Raw genomic sequence first — 15,855 nt, 5'->3', positions numbered from 1 at the left:
GAGCAAGCAGCTTCCTTCTTTTTTGTTAATTTTTTTGGATGTATGTTATAACGGTTGCTGAGTCGCAGCTAGACTAACCGCTCACCTAAATGGATGCGCGGAGTGTATTCAGTCTGCAGGCCACTTAAAAAATCTATGCATGAAAAGCCTTGTTTTATAAATTTTAGGATGGTGCTTTCCAAGCCTTTCTTATTACCAACCGATGTTCTCAAGTGGTACAAAAGTTGGGATTAATGTACCGTCATATTCTTTTTCGATAAATTCTGCTGTGTCGTCTTCTTGGAATAATTCGCCAATGCGTTTTAATGTTTCGTCGTCTTTGTCTTCTGCGCGTACTGCAATGATGTTAATGTAGTCTGTTGCTGTGTCATCTTCATGGAAAATGGAATCATTTAATGGATTCAATCCAGCATCATTTGCAATACCATTATTGATTACAGATGCAGCAACGTCTGGTAATACTCTTGGTGTTTGTGCTGCAACTACAGGTGTGATTTTAAGATTTTTTGGATTGTCAACAATATCTGTTTCCACATTACGTAATTGGTTTGTATAATCATCTGCTAATGTGATTAAGCCTGCTTCTTGAAGTAAAAGAAGGGCTCTACCGCCATTGGATGGATCGTTTGGAATCGCAATTTCGCCACCTTCTGGAATGTCGGCTACATCCTCTACTTTATCTGAGAAAATCGCCATTGGTGCAATAACAGTTGTTGCAAGTGGTACTAAGTCTAAATCATGTTCTTTAATGAATTGGTCAAAATATGCCACCGTTTGGAAGGCATTTACATTTACTTCCCCTTCTGCAAGGGCAGTGTTTGGTAATACATAGTCATTAAAGGAAACAATTTCAATATCAATGCCTTCTTTTTTCGCTTTTTCAGCAACATAATCCCACATACGAGTATCTGTACCGCTAATAGCAAGCTTAATTTTTTTCGTGTCTGAATCGGAACAAGCCGTTGTAAATACTGCTAATGCTAAAACCAATAATGCTAATACAATTTTTTTCATGATGTTTTTCCTCCTGAATTATCTTCTTCTGATTTTTTTTGATAAAAGATTGCCAAGGGATTGTAGTCCTTGGACTAAGATGATAAGAATGACAACCGTGATTAGCATTGTAACGGTGTCAAAGCGTTGGTAACCATAGGTAATGGCAAGATCCCCGATACCGCCGCCACCAACCGTACCTGCCATGGCGGATGCACCGACAAGACCGATTGTGGCAATCGTGAAATTCAGAACTAATGAGCTTAATGCCTCTGGTAAAACAAATCGGAAAATCGTTTGGAAGGGGGTAGCACCCATCGCTTCCGCTGCTTCAAGAACGCCGTGGTCAACTTCCAAGAGCGAGCTTTCTACTAATCTTGCAATATATGGTCCTGCATAAAACACAAGCGGCACAATTGCTGCGGCCGTTCCGATGGATGAACCAACAATTAGTCGGGTAATTGGGATGATTGCAACCAGTAAAATAATGAATGGAACGGACCGGAAAATATTAATAATCACATTTAGTACATTGAATAATGGCAGGTTTTCTAGTATTTGTCCTTTGCGTGTAGCATAAAGCAAAATTCCTAGTGGTAGACCAAGAATTGCCGAGAAAAGGAGCGATAAGCCAACCATTTCGATTGTTTCTATTAGTGCTTCGATGATTTGATCGGAGTTAACTAACATATGTATTCACTTCCTTATAGCTGATTTCATTAGTTGTCATATATTGTAGAGCACGTTGCACCTCAGTATCTGGGCCTTGCAGCTCGACGATGATGTTTCCGTATGGAATTCCTTGCAGCTCGGTAATATTACCGAATAGGACATTTGTATCAATATCAAATTTCTTCGCCAGCTGAGATAAAAGTGGCTTGCCAGTGGATTGACCGATAAAATGAATACGAATAACGTTCTTCGTACCATTTTCCTTTATCATGTTTAAAATTGACTCTGGCAGCTGATCATGCATGACGGTACTAACGAAGTTTTGTGCCGTTTTTGTTTTTGGCGCAGAAAAGACGTCAAATACGGATCCTTCTTCAATGACTTTTCCATCTTCCATTACTGCTACTCGGTCACAAACTTGGCGGATAACGGACATTTCATGGGTAATCATTAAAATCGTAATCTTATATTCTTCGTTAATTTTTTTCAAAAGCTCGAGAATGGAGCTTGTTGTTTGTGGGTCGAGTGCAGACGTTGCCTCATCACACAGTAATATCGATGGTTGAGTTGCTAATGCACGCGCAATACCGATCCGTTGCTTTTGCCCACCAGATAATTGGTCAGGGTAGACATCCGCTTTGTCTGCTAAGCCGACAAATTCAAGTAATTCGGTTACCCGTTTTATTACTTTATCCTTTGGTGTCTTTGCGAGAACTAATGGCATCGCAACATTGGCAAAAACAGTTTTCGAGTTTAATAGATTAAAATGCTGGAACACCATCCCGATATTTTTCTTCACGTCACGAATGGCTTTTTCCGATAGCTTTGATAAATCATGTCCATCGACAATGACTTTTCCGGATGTTGGCCGTTCTAAATAATTGACACAGCGGATGAGGGAGCTTTTTCCGGCACCACTGTATCCAACAACTCCGTAGATTTCTCCTTTGTTTACTTTTAGATTGACATTATTTAAGGCATGAACTTCTTTTCCGCCGCTGTTATAAATCTTTACAAGATTCTGAAACTCAATCATATAGACATCTCCTTTGCATGGAATTCTTGTTGTTTTGCGCATATTGGCAAAAAAAAACCTTCTTCGGGACAGAAGAAGGGAGCACGACAATATCGTGATTCTCTTCTTATCTCCCAAGCGTTACGCTTGCTGGAATTGGCACGGTACAAATGTCCGTTGCCGAGGTATCATAGGGCCAGTCCCTCCGCCTCTCTAGATAAGAATGTTATTGTATGAAATTAAAAAACCTCTTCCATAAGAAGAGGTTAAAACGTTCCCGTTCATTATCCTCTTCCTATCTCTCAAGTAACCTTGCTGGAATTGGCACGGTACAAATGTCCGCTGCCGAGGTATCATAGGGCCAGTCCCTCCACCTCTCTTGATAAGAAGTAATTTTTACTATTTTAACATAATATGTACTTTACAGTCTATTCGAGGAAATGTCAATACTTTTTTGATTAAAAAATCAGAATGGAAAGTTTATTGCTTATCAGGCAAACAGCTTGTTTCGTAATGAGTAAATACATATTTCTGCAAAAAGAGGCTGGGACATAACAATTGATGTTTAAATGTAAGACGAACAATAATTCGGACAGCGGAGGAAATATACGTAGACTCCTGCGGGAAAAGCATGAGCCGAAGACCCCGCACGAAGCGTAGCGGAGGAGGAGGCTAAGGCCATGCCCGCGGAAAGCGAAGTATATTTCCGGAGCGAATTTACCTACTTAACTTTGTTCGGATTCTCTTACATAAAAATACTTTTGTCCCAGCCTCTTTGAAGGATGTATTGGAAATGTTGGATATGGAAGAAATAGTAATCGCATGATTCGACAGAGAGTAGGATGGTGTTCATTAGAATGTATAAGGGAAAGGGAAAGGGATAATCTATTTTTCTACAAAATAGTTTAAACAAACGTTTGTTTAAAATGGAAGGAATGTGTTGGGAATCGGGCGTTTCGTAGAAAATGTTGACGCGTGATTCGACAAGGAACTAGTTGGGTGATTTTTGCAAAAAAATATAAGGGCCAACTCCAAAGGAGCGGCCCTATCTCTAAGCCCCCATCCCCATGGGTAACCTTAGATAATGGTAACCTAGACACGTCTTATACCCGTTGTTTGTATACCACTTGTTGATAGGGCGTAAACATTTTTTTGAAAATTATTTTTACGACTCGCAAAGCGCTGATTCGGTTATTTCCACAAATTCGGTTTCAAATAATTTTTTGATTTCCTCCATTGCCATTCGATCATCCTCCCCGGCAATTCGAACGATGACTTCCTTGCCACTAGGAACGGCAAGTGATAAGACGCCCATAATCGATTTTGCATCGACACTCCGTCCGTTGTACTCAATTTGGATATCAGAAACATAACGACTAGCAGTTTCCGATAATACAGTCGATGGTTTCGTATACAGACCAACTTTATTATTTAGAAGGAATGTTTTTACTAACATGTTCACTCACTCCTTTTCTCATTTCCATCATACTTTACACATTATATTTGCGAGAGGGGAATTTATTACTCGGATAATCGTGGATTTTTAATGAAGTATGGTAAAGGTAGTGAAAATTTCTCTGTTGGAATAAAAAACAGCCATTCTAGTAAATGAACGGCTGCAGATCTAAATTTGGTTATCCTACCAACAAAATGTATGCTATTGAGAATGGATTGGTAAGTAAATTTCCACTTCTTCTGTACCATTTTCCAATGGGTGGTACGTTTCTACGATATAAGTGTCTAAATTTCGTTTATATCCTTGCTCGATCGACCAATTTAATAATTGCTGATGAAGACTCGCGATATTCCTTATATTGCCCCTAGTTGTAACATACTCATGATGTAACTCGATATAATCCATGCCAGGTGGTGTTTCCGTCATTGTTTCGTTAACCGTCATGCCTACATAAAAGCTACCTTCTAAATGATACTCGCCTAATTTCGGTTCAAAGATTGCAATTTCTGTCCCAGAACGATGATCAATCTCATCTACCCGAACGAGAAACTGTTGGGCAGCCTTTGGAACAACAGAACCAAAACTAGCAAAATCACTAGTACCTTTTATTGCTACCAATTGAAATGTTTTGTTAAATTTTTTATATTTCACTACATATCCCCTTTGAAATCGTAAAAAAGTACAATGCATAAATATCGATGCCCCGAGAAAGGGGACCGACCATTTTGCTCATGCTAATTAAAATTCCTCATACACCGCAGGGTCCTGGTTTTGCAATCTACCATCTGCCCGAGTAAGCGCCGAAATAGTCCGCATTTCACTATCACTTAAGAAGAAATCAAAGATCGAAATATTTTCGAGCTGGCGTTTTGGTGAAGCGGATTTTGGAATTGAAACGGCACCAAGCTGGTAATGCCAACGTAAAATTACCTGTGAAATCGTCTTCTCATGCTTATCGGCAATTTCTTGTATCGTTTCATTTTGCAAAACCGCATTTGCACGACCTAGTGGGCTCCAAGATTCGGTCACAATATTATTTTCCGCATGCCATTTTCTTTGCGCTTCTTGATTGAAGAAAGGATGTAATTCAATTTGGTTCATGCTCGGAAGCACACCGGTTTCCTTTTTCAAACGTTCGAGATGCTCTGGCAAGAAATTACAAACCCCAATCGAACGAATCAATCCCCATTTTTTCGCATCAATTAATGCTTGCCAAGCCTCGACATAGTGATCCTGCTTCGGATTTGGCCAGTGAATTAAGTAAAGATCATAATAATCAAGATTCGCCCGGTATAATGATTCCTGTATCGTCGTCACCGCTTGATCATATGTATGATAGCGACCTGGTAATTTTGACGTAATCAACAGCTCTTGCCGTGGAACGGAGCTTCGGCGTACGGCCTCCCCAACAGTACCTTCATTTTCGTAATTATAGGCAGAGTCGATTAACCGATAGCCTAAATCAATTGCGTTCGTAATCGCATGGACGCCTTCATTTCCCTTTAATTTATACGTTCCTAACCCGACTACTGGTATCGTAAGTCCATCGTTGAGTGTAACCTCTGGAATGAATGTTGCCATAAAAACCACTCCCTTCTATGATAGTTTAAGAGTATCATTTTACTGTACGAAAATTCAAATAGATTGCTGGCTATATGGGGATTCTTTTTCTATTGCCATCCTCGAGAAAAAATGCCACGATAAAAATAGAATCATTAAGGGGGTATTGGTTTGAAGGATTGTCCATTTTGTCATTTGGAAATTGTAGCAGAACAAAAGGTTGTCGCGGAAAACGGACATTGTAGGTTTCTGCAAACACCACAGGAAGTATTAATAGGCTCTGGTTTGATAGTACCGATTCAGCATCGCCAAACGGTTTTTGATTTAACGGAAGCAGAATGGAATGCGACTTATTCATTGTTACAAGAGGTAAAGGAACTATTAGATGAAGCCTATCATCCAGAGGGATATACTATCGGTTGGAATTGTCAGCCGACCGGTGGACAGCATATTATGCATGCACATTTACATATCATTCCGAGATTTGCTGACGAGCCATATGCAGGGAAAGGGATTCGTCATTGGTTGAAAAGTGAGGGGAATAGGCGGCAAGCTGTAAAATAAAAAATGCCTGCCGGAATCCGTTATTTCTCGGCAAGCTTGGAAAAAACTACTTTTCTAGTTGTTTGCGTAATGATTGGTTTCTTTTTCAAATATTGCAGATATTGATAGGAAAAATACGAAACAACGATAAGCGCTGGTGTAAAGAAAATTTGCCAAATTAGGGAATCGGGAAGCATTGGCCATTCCTGTAAGACGAATCGTTTTGTTAAATCTAAGAATAAAAGGTGAATGACATAAATACCTAGTGAATTTTTTCCAACGCTTGCCATTCGCGTATTTTTACCAAGGTTCGGCATACTTAATACGAAGAAAAATAACGATAATACGAGAAGTGCGGTCGATAAATAGTAATCGCCATTACTGCGTCCGAAGCTTTCTTGTAAGTATATCCGTTCAACGGCTTGGGCGATGGAAAAGGTAAAAAATAGTCCGCAGTATATCCACGGGTTGATTTTTGCAAGAAGTCGTGCCCGAATCCATTGTAAATGGAAGCCGATACAATAACCGAGTGTGAGATAAAACGAGGCAAAAAATACCGCGTTTCGTGTATTTTCCTCAAGATCAATCACAACTGCATAGGACTGACCGAAATTACCAATTAGATGGATTACAAAGCTTCCGAGTAATAATAGATGAACTTTATTTAACTTAATAAACACAAACAAAATCACAAGCGACCAAATAAATGCAACTAAATACCAAAGGTGATATGGTGTCCCATTCGGTCCGTAGAGAATTGTGTCGAGTTGAAAAAATTGATGTAAATAGTTTTCCAAATCTGTTTTGTTACCTGATGAAAAATAGGTATACATTCTTGTAATGACATCATAGACAAAATAGACCGCAGTCCATGTAAGGAAAATCCCAACAATGCGGCCAATACTTTTCTTGAAATACTGATTAGCGTTTGTACCCGCAAGCATTTTTTGACCAATTAGGAAACCAGAGGTGACAAAAAAGAATGGTACAGCAAACCTCCCGAAGGTTTCGATAAAGAAAAGTAGGTTATAGCTTTTGTATACGTCGACATTTTCTAACGGGTTCGAATGAATGCAAACCACGAAAATTATCGCGAAAAATTTAATGAAATCAAGTGAATGCACACGCTCTCCGTTCACGAATATCATCTCCGTTTAAAATTTCTCCTATTTCCGGCAAAACTCGCCTCGTTATCCTTTTCCCGTTTTTGCTATGTAATAACATTAAAACTATATTACGAAATTGTTTCGGAATGACATTCTATTTTTACAGTGGGTACCCTGAATGCTAAGGATAGCAGTGTGTATTTCGTTTGCCGAATCCTCATCCTCATTCGTTTTGAAAAACTACAATTTGCACAGAGAAAATTAGTTTATTGGTATAGTTATTTTGTAACAGGTTTTACCAGTAGGAAAAGCTCTATTTCTAGCAAAAAAATGTATCGAAGGGCCAATGGAATATGGTATAATCTTCTGGGAATTTCGTCTCGAAGAGGAAAATTTTGGTTAAAGATTTTGAAAAACTCAAATAATTTACCGAGAAAAGATTCCTTATAATAGAAAAAGAAGCCAAATAGGCGAGGGGAGCAATTTCAACAATGAAGAAGGTTAATCAAACGACCCAAAAATTATGGATGATTCTAGGTCTACTTGCACTAGCAGCATTCATGACTGCTTGTAGCTCAAGCTCAAATGATGGTCCATTGTATAGCAGTGACCGTGAAAACGAAAGCGAAACGGCTACGGAAGCGGAAACAGATACAGAAAGTGAAACGGATACAGATACAGAAGCGGTAAGCTCCGTAGGCACAATCGTGTTTGGTACAGGATCTTTTGACGAGGAAATCTTTAATGAAACAACAACATTCGTTCAATCGGATGATATTTTATTACAAGCGGAATTGCCAGATGCACTAGGCACAACGGAAATTACGTATATTCTATTGCAACTAAATGGTAGCGAAGAAATTTATGAAACATGGACACAAAATGTCGACCCAACATGGGATACATTATTTGGTGTATACCACGAACCATTAATTGACGGTGAGTTGGAAGTAGGTAACTATAAACTGCGCATGTTCCGCAACGATTCAGAACTAATCGCAGAAGGTAATTTTTCAGTGGAATAATGAAGTAACAATGCCCCTTTTGTAGGGGCATTTTTCAGGATGTGTGTGGGGGATAGGTGAGTGTTTATCGGGAAGGTGAGAATTTTTTAGGAAAAGCAAGTATATTTCGAGATTGTGGCGGAATTTTTCTGGGATAGACACGCAAATTTGGGGAATGAAGCAAGTTTTTTCGGGAAAAGGTGAGAGTTTTTCGGGAATATGATAAGTTTTTTCTGGAAACTGGCGAGATTTTTCTCGAAATGGGGGACGATTTTTCGGGAAAAGGCGAGAGTTTTTCGGGAAAAGGTGAGAGTTTTTCGGGAAAAGGTGAGAGTTTTTCGGGAATATGGTAAGTTTTTTCTGGAAACTGGCGAGTTTTATCTCGAAATGAGGAGAGATATTTCGGGAAAAGGCTAGTTTTTTCTCAAAATGGAAGGCAATTTTTCTTGAAAAGGCGAGCGAATTTCGGGAATCGCCGAGCATTTTTCTTGAAATTAGCCCGTTTTTTCCGAAATCTACATTTGCTTTTCTAGAAAATAGTTAGCAATTTCCGATAATTATCGCTGCTAACCTCTTCCAATGTCCTACCACCAAATTTCCCCAATACACATATTTCGAAAAGGTCAGCAACAAAATCCTTCATACATATTTGCTACCCACATAGGGAAGAGTATCAAAAAAGGAGGTTTTCTAAATGAAAAAGTACCTTTTAGCGCTTTTCCTAGTCTTCTCTCTGTTTTCGTTGACCGCCTGTGGCAATGACGAGCGACCAGAGGATGATGAGGGTATTGAAGATGTGGAAGAAGAAGATGAAATCGGTGACGGAGAAATAAACGACGAATGATCCATGAGAGGGTAGCCCCTTTTCCAAAAGGGGGCAGCCTCGTTTTTACTACATAGAAAATGATAGATACATAGAGGAGAGAAACAGGATGAAGAAAGGATTAGTATTTTTCGCATTAGCTTTGTTAATAGTTTCGTATTTTGTCCCGTGGATAACGACCGAATCAGGGACGTTTTCTTTGTTTGCAGATTTTAAAGTAATTAATAAATATTTTTTGGAGGAGGACATCAATCCGTTCATTTCTAATTTTGATAGAGGGGTTTGGGTAACCATTTTACTAAATACGGTTCAAGGACTTTCATTAGCATCCATTTTAATGCCTGTTTTTAGTGGTATTACGCTCCTTTTACTTCTGTTAAACAAAAGATACAAAGTAATGCAATGGATTTCGCTTATTTTTTCCTTAGGAGTATTTATATCCTATACTTATTATTACATTAGAGGTAATAATTTTGGTTGGGAACATACATTGGAAGAAGCAGCATACATTGGAGGATTCGGTTTACTATTATTGATTTTTTCTATTTTTTATAAAGAAAAAGAAGCTATAACAAGTCCTATATATCAGCAAGTGCCTGCAGCTACAACGATGGCACCTGTAACCGATAAACAATGTCCAAGCTGTCACGCACATATTGCAAATGATGCAAAATTTTGTACAAGTTGTGGAATCGATTTACAAAAGGCTGTTGAGGAAAAAGAAGCAGATAGCTACTGTAACAACTGTGGTCATGTAAGGGCGGAAGACGCGAAATTCTGTACAAATTGCGGGCAAGGGTTTGATGAAGAGGTTCCAGAAAAAGAGGAAGAACACTGCGTAACCTGTGGGCATCGGAAAGAAGCGGATGCGAAGTTTTGTACAAACTGCGGAGGAAAACTATAAGACTAGGAAGGCTATTGCTATTGAGGTAATAGCTTTTTCTTTTAGTAGAGAAAGTTATATAGGATAGTAGTTGATGTTGAGAAAATTTCTGGGAAAGGTGAGGGGAGTTCCAGGAAACTAGGTAATATTACGAGAAAAACTGGAGGGGGTTCGCGAAAAATTGGAGGAAGTTCCCGAAAACCGAGGTCCTGTTCCCGAAAAATTGGAGGAAGTTCCCGAAAAATTGGAGGAAGTTCCCGAAAACCGAGGTAATATTCCCAAAAAATTGGAGGAAGTTCCCGAAAACCGAGGTCCTGTTCCCGAAAAATTGGAGGAAGTTCCCGAAAACCGAGGTCCTGTTCCCGAAAAACTGGAGGAAGTTCCCGAAAATAAGGATACTATTCCCGAAAAACTGGAGGAAGTTCCCGAAAAATCAGGTGATATTCCCAGAAAAATTGGAGGAAGTTCCCGAAAACCGAGGTCCTGTTCCCGAAAAATTGAAGGAAGTTCCCGAAAACCGAGGTACTATTCCCGAAAAATTGAAGGAAGTTCCTGAAAACCGAGGTACTGTTCTCGAAAAACTGGAGGAAGTTCCCGAAAACCGAGGTAATATTCCCAAAAAATTGGAGGAAGTTCCCGAAAACCGAGGTCCTGTTCCCAAAAAATTGGAGGAAGTTCCCGAAAATAAGGGTAATATTCCAGAAAAACTGGAGGAAGTTCCCGAAAACCGAGGTAATATTCCCAAAAAATTGAAGGAAGTTCCCGAAAACCGAGGTACTATTCCAGAAAAACTAGGGGAAGTTCCCGAAAAAACAGGTGATATTCCCGAAAAACTGGAGGAAGTTCCCGAAAAATGAGGTGATATTCCCGAAAAACTGGAGGAAGTTCCCGAAAAACTGGAGGAAGTTCCCGAAAAATTGAAGGAAGTTCCCGAAAAATTGAAGGAAGTTCCCGAAAACCCACGCACTATTTTCCAAAAATTAAGTGCCTACTCCCCCAGAAAAAAAATCCCCCAATTATTATTGCAATTTTTGGTATAATAATAGGGCATTTTTCACATTTTTTGGTAAAAAGAATAAATAGGGGGAAATTTTTTTATGGCTATCTTTAGAAATTCAGCAATAGTGGTGCTGCTGTGCCTTGTGGGGCTTTGGTATTTTGGTTATTTTGATAAGCCAGAGGATACTGTAGCGAAGTTTGGGGATTCGGTGAATAGCTTAGATTTGGATGGAATCCTTGAGACGTTAAATCCGGAGGAGACAAAACAGGTGCGAGCAGTTTCGAATTTGTTGGGGACTGTTTCGGAGGCGATTTCTGGTGTGAATGTAGTGGATACAATCGTGCCACTGTTACCTTCGCTAGTTGGGTATGTGGATGAGAATTCCGATGGCAGTATGCCGAAACTTGATTTTGAATTCCTTCATACAGATATGAATCTATTACGAACAGAAGCAACCGTTGAGGCAAATGTACAATTCACCGATGAAAATGGCAATACCGAGGAACAAGCTTGTACGATTTACTTAGAAAAACAGGATAGAAAATGGTACATAATGGATATGGTCGATCAATAAAGCCTATCGGGAGGTTTTTATTTTGCTAGTTTTAGAATCTGCACGTCTAATAATCAAGCCGTTTGAGAAAAACGATGCCCCAAAAATTCAAGAGCTAGCGAATAATGAAGAACTCGCATCTATACTCGGCTTGCCATATCCGTATACGTTACAGTTTGCAGAGAATTGGGTTGCAGCAATGCCAGCATTAATTGCTAGTGGCGATGAGTACCCGCTGGCAATTCTCCATAAGCAAACAAATAAGATTATCGGAACCATTACCCTTCGTATCGATAAGAAAAATAATAAAGCAGAGCTGGGCTATTGGATGGGACGCGCGTATTGGGGAGCTGGTTTTATGACGGAAGCCGTGAAGCGAATGGTCCAATTTGGTTTTCAAGCACTCCAATTACATAAAATAACGGCAATTGTTTTGACAAGAAACCTCGGTTCTGTGAAGGTTTTAGAGAAGGCAGGGTTGAAGCGGGAAGGTCTGTTGCGACAACACCGTTTTCTACTAAATAAATACGAAGACGTTTATGTATATGGGATTTTACGGGAAGAATAGTAATAACAAATTAAGGAAAAGGTGACCTGAAATGTATTCGATTAACTCCTATGACGAACAATCATTGAAATTTTATCAAGTAAGTAATCCGGAAAAGACAACGTGGTTTACGGTTTGTCCGGAACGTGGGGGCATTATTACGGAATTTGCAGTTGCTGGCGAGCAAATGCTGTATTTGAACAAAGAAACATTGTTTGATTTTGAAAAAAATGTCCGCGGTGGTATTCCGATTTTGTTCCCGATTTCTGGCCAGCTGGAAAATGGTAGCTATGAATGGGAAGGGACAACCTATCAGATGCCAAACCATGGCGTTGCAAGGATTAATCCGTGGGAGGTTGTCGAGACGAATGCAGATGAGAATGAAGCAGCGATTACCATTCGCCTAACGAGTAATGAGCAGATGAAAGAGGTGTACCCATTTGCTTTTACCGTGGAATTTACTTATACACTTCGGGAAAATCAATTACAAATCAACCAAGTATTCCGCAATGATTCTGATAAATATATGCCAATCTATGCGGGGTTGCATCCTTATTTTTCTGCAAAATCAAAAGTAGTAGCGATTGATTCTAAAGCTCGTACGTATTTTGATTACAATATGTTCGAAGCCAAGCCATTTTCAGGTGAACTGAATATGGAAGGTTTGAAGGAAGCGGTCGTGTTAGATGACGAGGATGTGGCAAAGTTATCCTTTCAGATGGGTGACGAGAAACGAATCGTGATGGAGACAAGTCCAGAATATCGGTATACGGTCGTTTGGACAGAAGCAGGGAAGGATTTTGTTTGTGTGGAACCATGGATGGCGAAAACGGAGGAGCTAAATCGCAAAACAGAATTGGTCTTAATTGACCCGAAAAAAGAACTACATTCCTTTGTCTCCTTTTCAGTAGAGTAAGCGCAACGGGACAATTCTCCCGCAATCTATGCGCGGGTAGAGTCCCGATTATTCTTTTTTGCTACGGTGCTTTACGATTAGTTTTGCGATGGTATCGACAGTGTAGGCAATGCCAAGAACGATGACAAATGTTGTAAAATTGATTGGGATGTCCAAAACGAGCACAAATGACCAAACAATGCACATGAAAATAAACACCGATATTTCGTAAAGTAATCCACGGTACTTTCGAAAACGCATATGTAATCCCACCTTTGCAACCATATAAAATTTGTATTCGATTGTGGGATAAGTTATGCTTTTTTTAATGGAGAGTTTTGAACTGAACGATAGAGAGGAACAAATAGATGAACTTATTAAAGCTATTATTAGTCATTATCATTGGGATATTCCTTATTAGAATATTACTAGGAATATTGTTTGGTGTAGCACTGTTTCTATTTACTAGTATTGTAATAATCGTTTGTTTCATTATTGGCTGGAAGATATTTATAAGGTAGCAGTATAGTGTCCTGCGCAGCGAAGGGGAGCCCTAACGCTGTGGGGGCACTTTTTTTATGTGTTAAGGTGTCTGGCGGAGGTGTACGGTGAGAAAAAAAGAAAAAACAAAAGCCAGAAACCATTGATAATACTACGGTTTCTGGAAATCAGGATGCGGAAAATGACAATAAAAAATACTACATGCATTAACTATAAAGAAGATAAACTAAGAAGTATGTAGTCATTTTTACTCCATTATATACTCTATATCATCAGCTGCAGGTTGTTGATTGGTATAAGCAATCCAATACGTATATACCTTTGAAAAATCATCGGTAATTTGTTCTACATATGATACTGCTTTTGCTGAATCCCCTAATATTTTTATCTCTTTAATAGTAGCATTGGAAGGTTCTAATATAAGCGTAACCGATGGCCCATTTTCCCTTCCGAATATCATAGCTGTATCAACGGACGTCGTACGGTCATTGGGACCTGCTTCCCATTCTAATGTCCCATTATTATTCTTTAAAATAACGAGATCGGGATAATGTGTGCTAGCATTTCCTTGACTGTTTTTAAAAATAACGTAAACAAAATCATCTTTTATGTCATAATCAATAATTTCTTTATCGCGTAAATTATTTTCTGACATAACCTTTCTTATTTGTTCTTCCAGTGACAAATTTTCTGCTGAACAACCAACCAAAATGATTATCAGAAAAAATAAGGTAAATAATTTTTTCATATATTTCCCCCCTAATAGTATATTACGAAATTAAATATTAGAAAGTTTCTTAATATCAAAATATTTAATCGACCTACAAGGATTTCCAACAACCTCTCAAAAAAAAATCTTAACAACATTTCAGTAACGGCAGCAACAATCCTCTATCGCTCCAACAAGTAAAAGTCCATTTCCTTGAATTTCCCACCGCAAAAGTATACTATCCAAATACAAGAACATACACACTAGAAACATAAAAGCAGTCCAATAGATAAGCTGATAAAAGAAAGGAAGAACCGCCATGAAATTAAGTGTTCTAGACCAAGCCCCAGTCACTAAAGGAAACTCCGCAGTTGATGCATTAAACAAAGCAGTAGAGCTAGCTATTCTTGCGGAAGAACTCGGCTATCAACGGCTATGGATGGCTGAGCACCATAACACAAAAGGCTTTGCCAGCTCTGCACCAGAAATCACGGTCGCCCATATTGCAGCAAAAACGAAAAAAATCCGCCTCGGCACGGGTGGAACGATGATTATGCATTATTCACCATACAAAATGGCAGAGGTGTTTAAAACATTAAGTGCACTATCTCCAGGAAGAATCGATTTTGGAGCGGGACGCGCCCCAGGTGGGGATAATTTAGCTATTTATGCCCTATCGGAAGGACGCCAACCATATATTGATGACCTCTATGGAAAATTGGACAATACATTAAAACTAATCAATGATGAAGCACCAGAAAGCATGACCTATCGCAATGTAATTACATCACCGTACGAAGTTACCTTACCCGAAGCGTGGTTATTAGGTTCAAGCGGAAGCAGTGCATTCCAAGCGGGACGAATGGGATTAGGATACTCCTATGCGCAATTTTTCAACGGAACGATGAATAAGGAAACATTCGAATCTTATCGAAATAGCTTTGTTCCTTCCGCATTTATGGAAAAACCAGAAGTGATGGTGACTTACTTCGTTACCACTGCAGAATCCGCTGAAGAAGCAGAATACCAAGCAAAACCAGCAGATATCGCCCGTCTAATGCTAATGAAAGGTAGACTAACGCAATATATGACACCTGAGGAAGCAAAGGACTACCCACTATCAGAAATGGATCGCATGCAAATACAAGAAAACCGCAAAAAACAACATTTCGTCGGATCCGCAAAAGAAGTAGCAGCTAGGCTGGAAAAAGAACAAGAAACCTACGGATTTGATGAAGCAATGATATGTAGTATTCCACATTCCCAAGAAGCAAGGTTAAATGTGTACCGATTGTTGGCAAGAGAGTTAATGTAATAGGGCAGGTTCCTCTGATTGTGTGATAAATGCATGAGGGGGGATTTGTTTTTTTTTATGTTCTTTAGGAATCATGCGGTAAAAATTAAGGGAGGTTTTGATAAAAAAATACAACCGTTAAATAATAATAATGTTACACTACAAATCGATGTCTGCAGCTCGAATGTTTTCATTCAAGAACAATTACTCAGCATCGATTACAACAAAGGTTCCGACCTACTAGACTTTGTCAAAAAAAAAGAAATGTTCCAATCCAAAGATGGTTATGTTGAATGTTGAC

21 protein-coding genes and 2 riboswitches are annotated in these 15,855 nt (G+C 39.2%); of the genes, 10 read left to right on the top strand and 11 right to left on the bottom strand.

The window, feature by feature from the left end:
- Window positions 1–192: 192 nt before the first annotated feature.
- The 6 genes from OEV98_RS06065 to OEV98_RS06040 form a co-directional block, all read right to left on the bottom strand.
- Window positions 193–1,014, bottom strand: a complete 822-nt coding sequence (locus tag OEV98_RS06065; protein WP_263072327.1) for a MetQ/NlpA family ABC transporter substrate-binding protein — start codon at window positions 1,012–1,014, stop codon at window positions 193–195.
- Between the two features lie 18 nt (window positions 1,015–1,032).
- Window positions 1,033–1,683, bottom strand: coding sequence for a methionine ABC transporter permease (locus OEV98_RS06060; protein WP_263072326.1), 651 nt, complete (start codon window positions 1,681–1,683; stop codon window positions 1,033–1,035).
- Window positions 1,673–2,701, bottom strand: coding sequence for a methionine ABC transporter ATP-binding protein (locus OEV98_RS06055; RefSeq protein WP_263072325.1), 1,029 nt, complete (start codon window positions 2,699–2,701; stop codon window positions 1,673–1,675). The genes OEV98_RS06060 and OEV98_RS06055 overlap by 11 nt, the downstream gene beginning before the upstream one ends.
- 103 nt (window positions 2,702–2,804) lie before the next feature.
- Window positions 2,805–2,904, bottom strand: a riboswitch (SAM riboswitch).
- A 68-nt stretch (window positions 2,905–2,972) separates the two neighbouring features.
- Window positions 2,973–3,069, bottom strand: a riboswitch (SAM riboswitch).
- A gap of 776 nt (window positions 3,070–3,845) precedes the next feature.
- Window positions 3,846–4,136 carry an HPr family phosphocarrier protein gene (locus OEV98_RS06050; RefSeq protein ID WP_263072323.1) on the bottom strand — a complete coding sequence of 97 codons (291 nt, stop codon included), beginning with the start codon at window positions 4,134–4,136 and terminating at the stop codon, window positions 3,846–3,848.
- Window positions 4,137–4,337: 201 nt separating this feature from the next.
- On the bottom strand, window positions 4,338–4,787 hold the full coding sequence (locus tag OEV98_RS06045) for an AraC family transcriptional regulator (protein WP_263072322.1): 450 nt from the start codon (window positions 4,785–4,787) through the stop codon (window positions 4,338–4,340).
- 87 nt (window positions 4,788–4,874) lie between these two features.
- Complete coding sequence (locus tag OEV98_RS06040; protein ID WP_263072321.1) at window positions 4,875–5,717, bottom strand: aldo/keto reductase; 843 nt, start codon at window positions 5,715–5,717, stop codon at window positions 4,875–4,877.
- Window positions 5,718–5,867: 150 nt separating this feature from the next.
- Here OEV98_RS06040 and OEV98_RS06035 point away from each other — a divergent pair, with 150 nt between their 5' ends.
- Window positions 5,868–6,260, top strand: a complete 393-nt coding sequence (locus tag OEV98_RS06035) for an HIT family protein (protein ID WP_263072319.1) — start codon at window positions 5,868–5,870, stop codon at window positions 6,258–6,260.
- Window positions 6,261–6,280: 20 nt separating this feature from the next.
- On the opposite strand, the gene OEV98_RS06030 is transcribed toward OEV98_RS06035, so the two are convergent.
- The gene (locus OEV98_RS06030) at window positions 6,281–7,378 is read right to left on the bottom strand and encodes an acyltransferase (RefSeq protein ID WP_263072318.1); all 1,098 of its coding nucleotides are present in this window, start codon (window positions 7,376–7,378) and stop codon (window positions 6,281–6,283) included.
- Window positions 7,379–7,836: 458 nt separating this feature from the next.
- Between OEV98_RS06030 and OEV98_RS06025 the strand changes: the two genes are divergently transcribed.
- The 3 genes from OEV98_RS06025 to OEV98_RS06015 all read left to right on the top strand — a co-directional run bounded on the left by OEV98_RS06025 (window position 7,837) and on the right by OEV98_RS06015 (window position 10,076).
- Complete coding sequence (locus OEV98_RS06025) at window positions 7,837–8,370, top strand: hypothetical protein (RefSeq protein ID WP_263072317.1); 534 nt, start codon at window positions 7,837–7,839, stop codon at window positions 8,368–8,370.
- A 673-nt stretch (window positions 8,371–9,043) separates the two neighbouring features.
- Window positions 9,044–9,193 (top strand): YgdI/YgdR family lipoprotein, encoded by a 150-nt coding sequence (locus OEV98_RS06020; protein WP_263072316.1) that lies wholly within the window; start codon window positions 9,044–9,046, stop codon window positions 9,191–9,193.
- A gap of 88 nt (window positions 9,194–9,281) precedes the next feature.
- Window positions 9,282–10,076, top strand: a complete 795-nt coding sequence (locus OEV98_RS06015; RefSeq protein ID WP_263072315.1) for a zinc ribbon domain-containing protein — start codon at window positions 9,282–9,284, stop codon at window positions 10,074–10,076.
- A gap of 127 nt (window positions 10,077–10,203) precedes the next feature.
- On the opposite strand, the gene OEV98_RS17810 is transcribed toward OEV98_RS06015, so the two are convergent.
- Together OEV98_RS17810 and OEV98_RS17805 are read right to left on the bottom strand one after the other, a co-directional pair.
- A complete protein-coding gene (locus tag OEV98_RS17810) occupies window positions 10,204–10,446 on the bottom strand; it encodes a hypothetical protein (RefSeq protein WP_407676496.1) in 243 nt (80 codons plus the stop codon).
- 7 nt (window positions 10,447–10,453) lie between these two features.
- Window positions 10,454–10,792, bottom strand: coding sequence for a hypothetical protein (locus tag OEV98_RS17805; protein WP_407676495.1), 339 nt, complete (start codon window positions 10,790–10,792; stop codon window positions 10,454–10,456).
- Window positions 10,793–11,152: 360 nt separating this feature from the next.
- Here OEV98_RS17805 and OEV98_RS06000 point away from each other — a divergent pair, with 360 nt between their 5' ends.
- Genes OEV98_RS06000 through OEV98_RS05990 form a run of 3 tightly spaced genes read left to right on the top strand, consistent with a single transcriptional unit; the run spans window position 11,153 to window position 13,071 of the window.
- Entirely contained in the window at window positions 11,153–11,629 is a 477-nt protein-coding gene (locus OEV98_RS06000; RefSeq protein ID WP_263072310.1) for a hypothetical protein, read from the top strand.
- Between the two features lie 22 nt (window positions 11,630–11,651).
- Window positions 11,652–12,176 (top strand): GNAT family N-acetyltransferase, encoded by a 525-nt coding sequence (locus OEV98_RS05995; RefSeq protein ID WP_263072309.1) that lies wholly within the window; start codon window positions 11,652–11,654, stop codon window positions 12,174–12,176.
- Window positions 12,177–12,207: 31 nt separating this feature from the next.
- On the top strand, window positions 12,208–13,071 hold the full coding sequence (locus tag OEV98_RS05990; protein WP_263072308.1) for an aldose epimerase family protein: 864 nt from the start codon (window positions 12,208–12,210) through the stop codon (window positions 13,069–13,071).
- A gap of 48 nt (window positions 13,072–13,119) precedes the next feature.
- On the opposite strand, the gene OEV98_RS05985 is transcribed toward OEV98_RS05990, so the two are convergent.
- Window positions 13,120–13,311: a hypothetical protein gene (locus OEV98_RS05985; RefSeq protein WP_263072307.1), complete on the bottom strand. Its 192-nt coding sequence runs from the start codon at window positions 13,309–13,311 to the stop codon at window positions 13,120–13,122.
- 107 nt (window positions 13,312–13,418) lie between these two features.
- On the opposite strand from OEV98_RS05985, the gene OEV98_RS05980 reads away from it, so the two are divergent.
- Window positions 13,419–13,571, top strand: a complete 153-nt coding sequence (locus OEV98_RS05980) for a hypothetical protein (RefSeq protein WP_263072306.1) — start codon at window positions 13,419–13,421, stop codon at window positions 13,569–13,571.
- A gap of 227 nt (window positions 13,572–13,798) precedes the next feature.
- Here OEV98_RS05980 and OEV98_RS05975 read toward each other — a convergent pair whose 3' ends face one another.
- The gene (locus OEV98_RS05975) at window positions 13,799–14,299 is read right to left on the bottom strand and encodes a hypothetical protein (RefSeq protein WP_263072305.1); all 501 of its coding nucleotides are present in this window, start codon (window positions 14,297–14,299) and stop codon (window positions 13,799–13,801) included.
- A gap of 280 nt (window positions 14,300–14,579) precedes the next feature.
- Here OEV98_RS05975 and OEV98_RS05970 point away from each other — a divergent pair, with 280 nt between their 5' ends.
- Entirely contained in the window at window positions 14,580–15,575 is a 996-nt protein-coding gene (locus OEV98_RS05970; RefSeq protein ID WP_263072304.1) for an LLM class flavin-dependent oxidoreductase, read from the top strand.
- A 57-nt stretch (window positions 15,576–15,632) separates the two neighbouring features.
- A complete protein-coding gene (locus OEV98_RS05965; RefSeq protein WP_263072303.1) occupies window positions 15,633–15,854 on the top strand; it encodes a hypothetical protein in 222 nt (73 codons plus the stop codon).
- The last annotated feature ends 1 nt before the right edge of the window (window position 15,855 follow it).

The sequence above is a fragment of the Perspicuibacillus lycopersici genome, from assembly GCF_025660475.1.
Classification (GTDB): Bacteria; Bacillota; Bacilli; order Bacillales; family Caldibacillaceae; genus Perspicuibacillus; species Perspicuibacillus lycopersici.
This window is presented reverse-complemented; position numbering and strand designations above follow the sequence as displayed.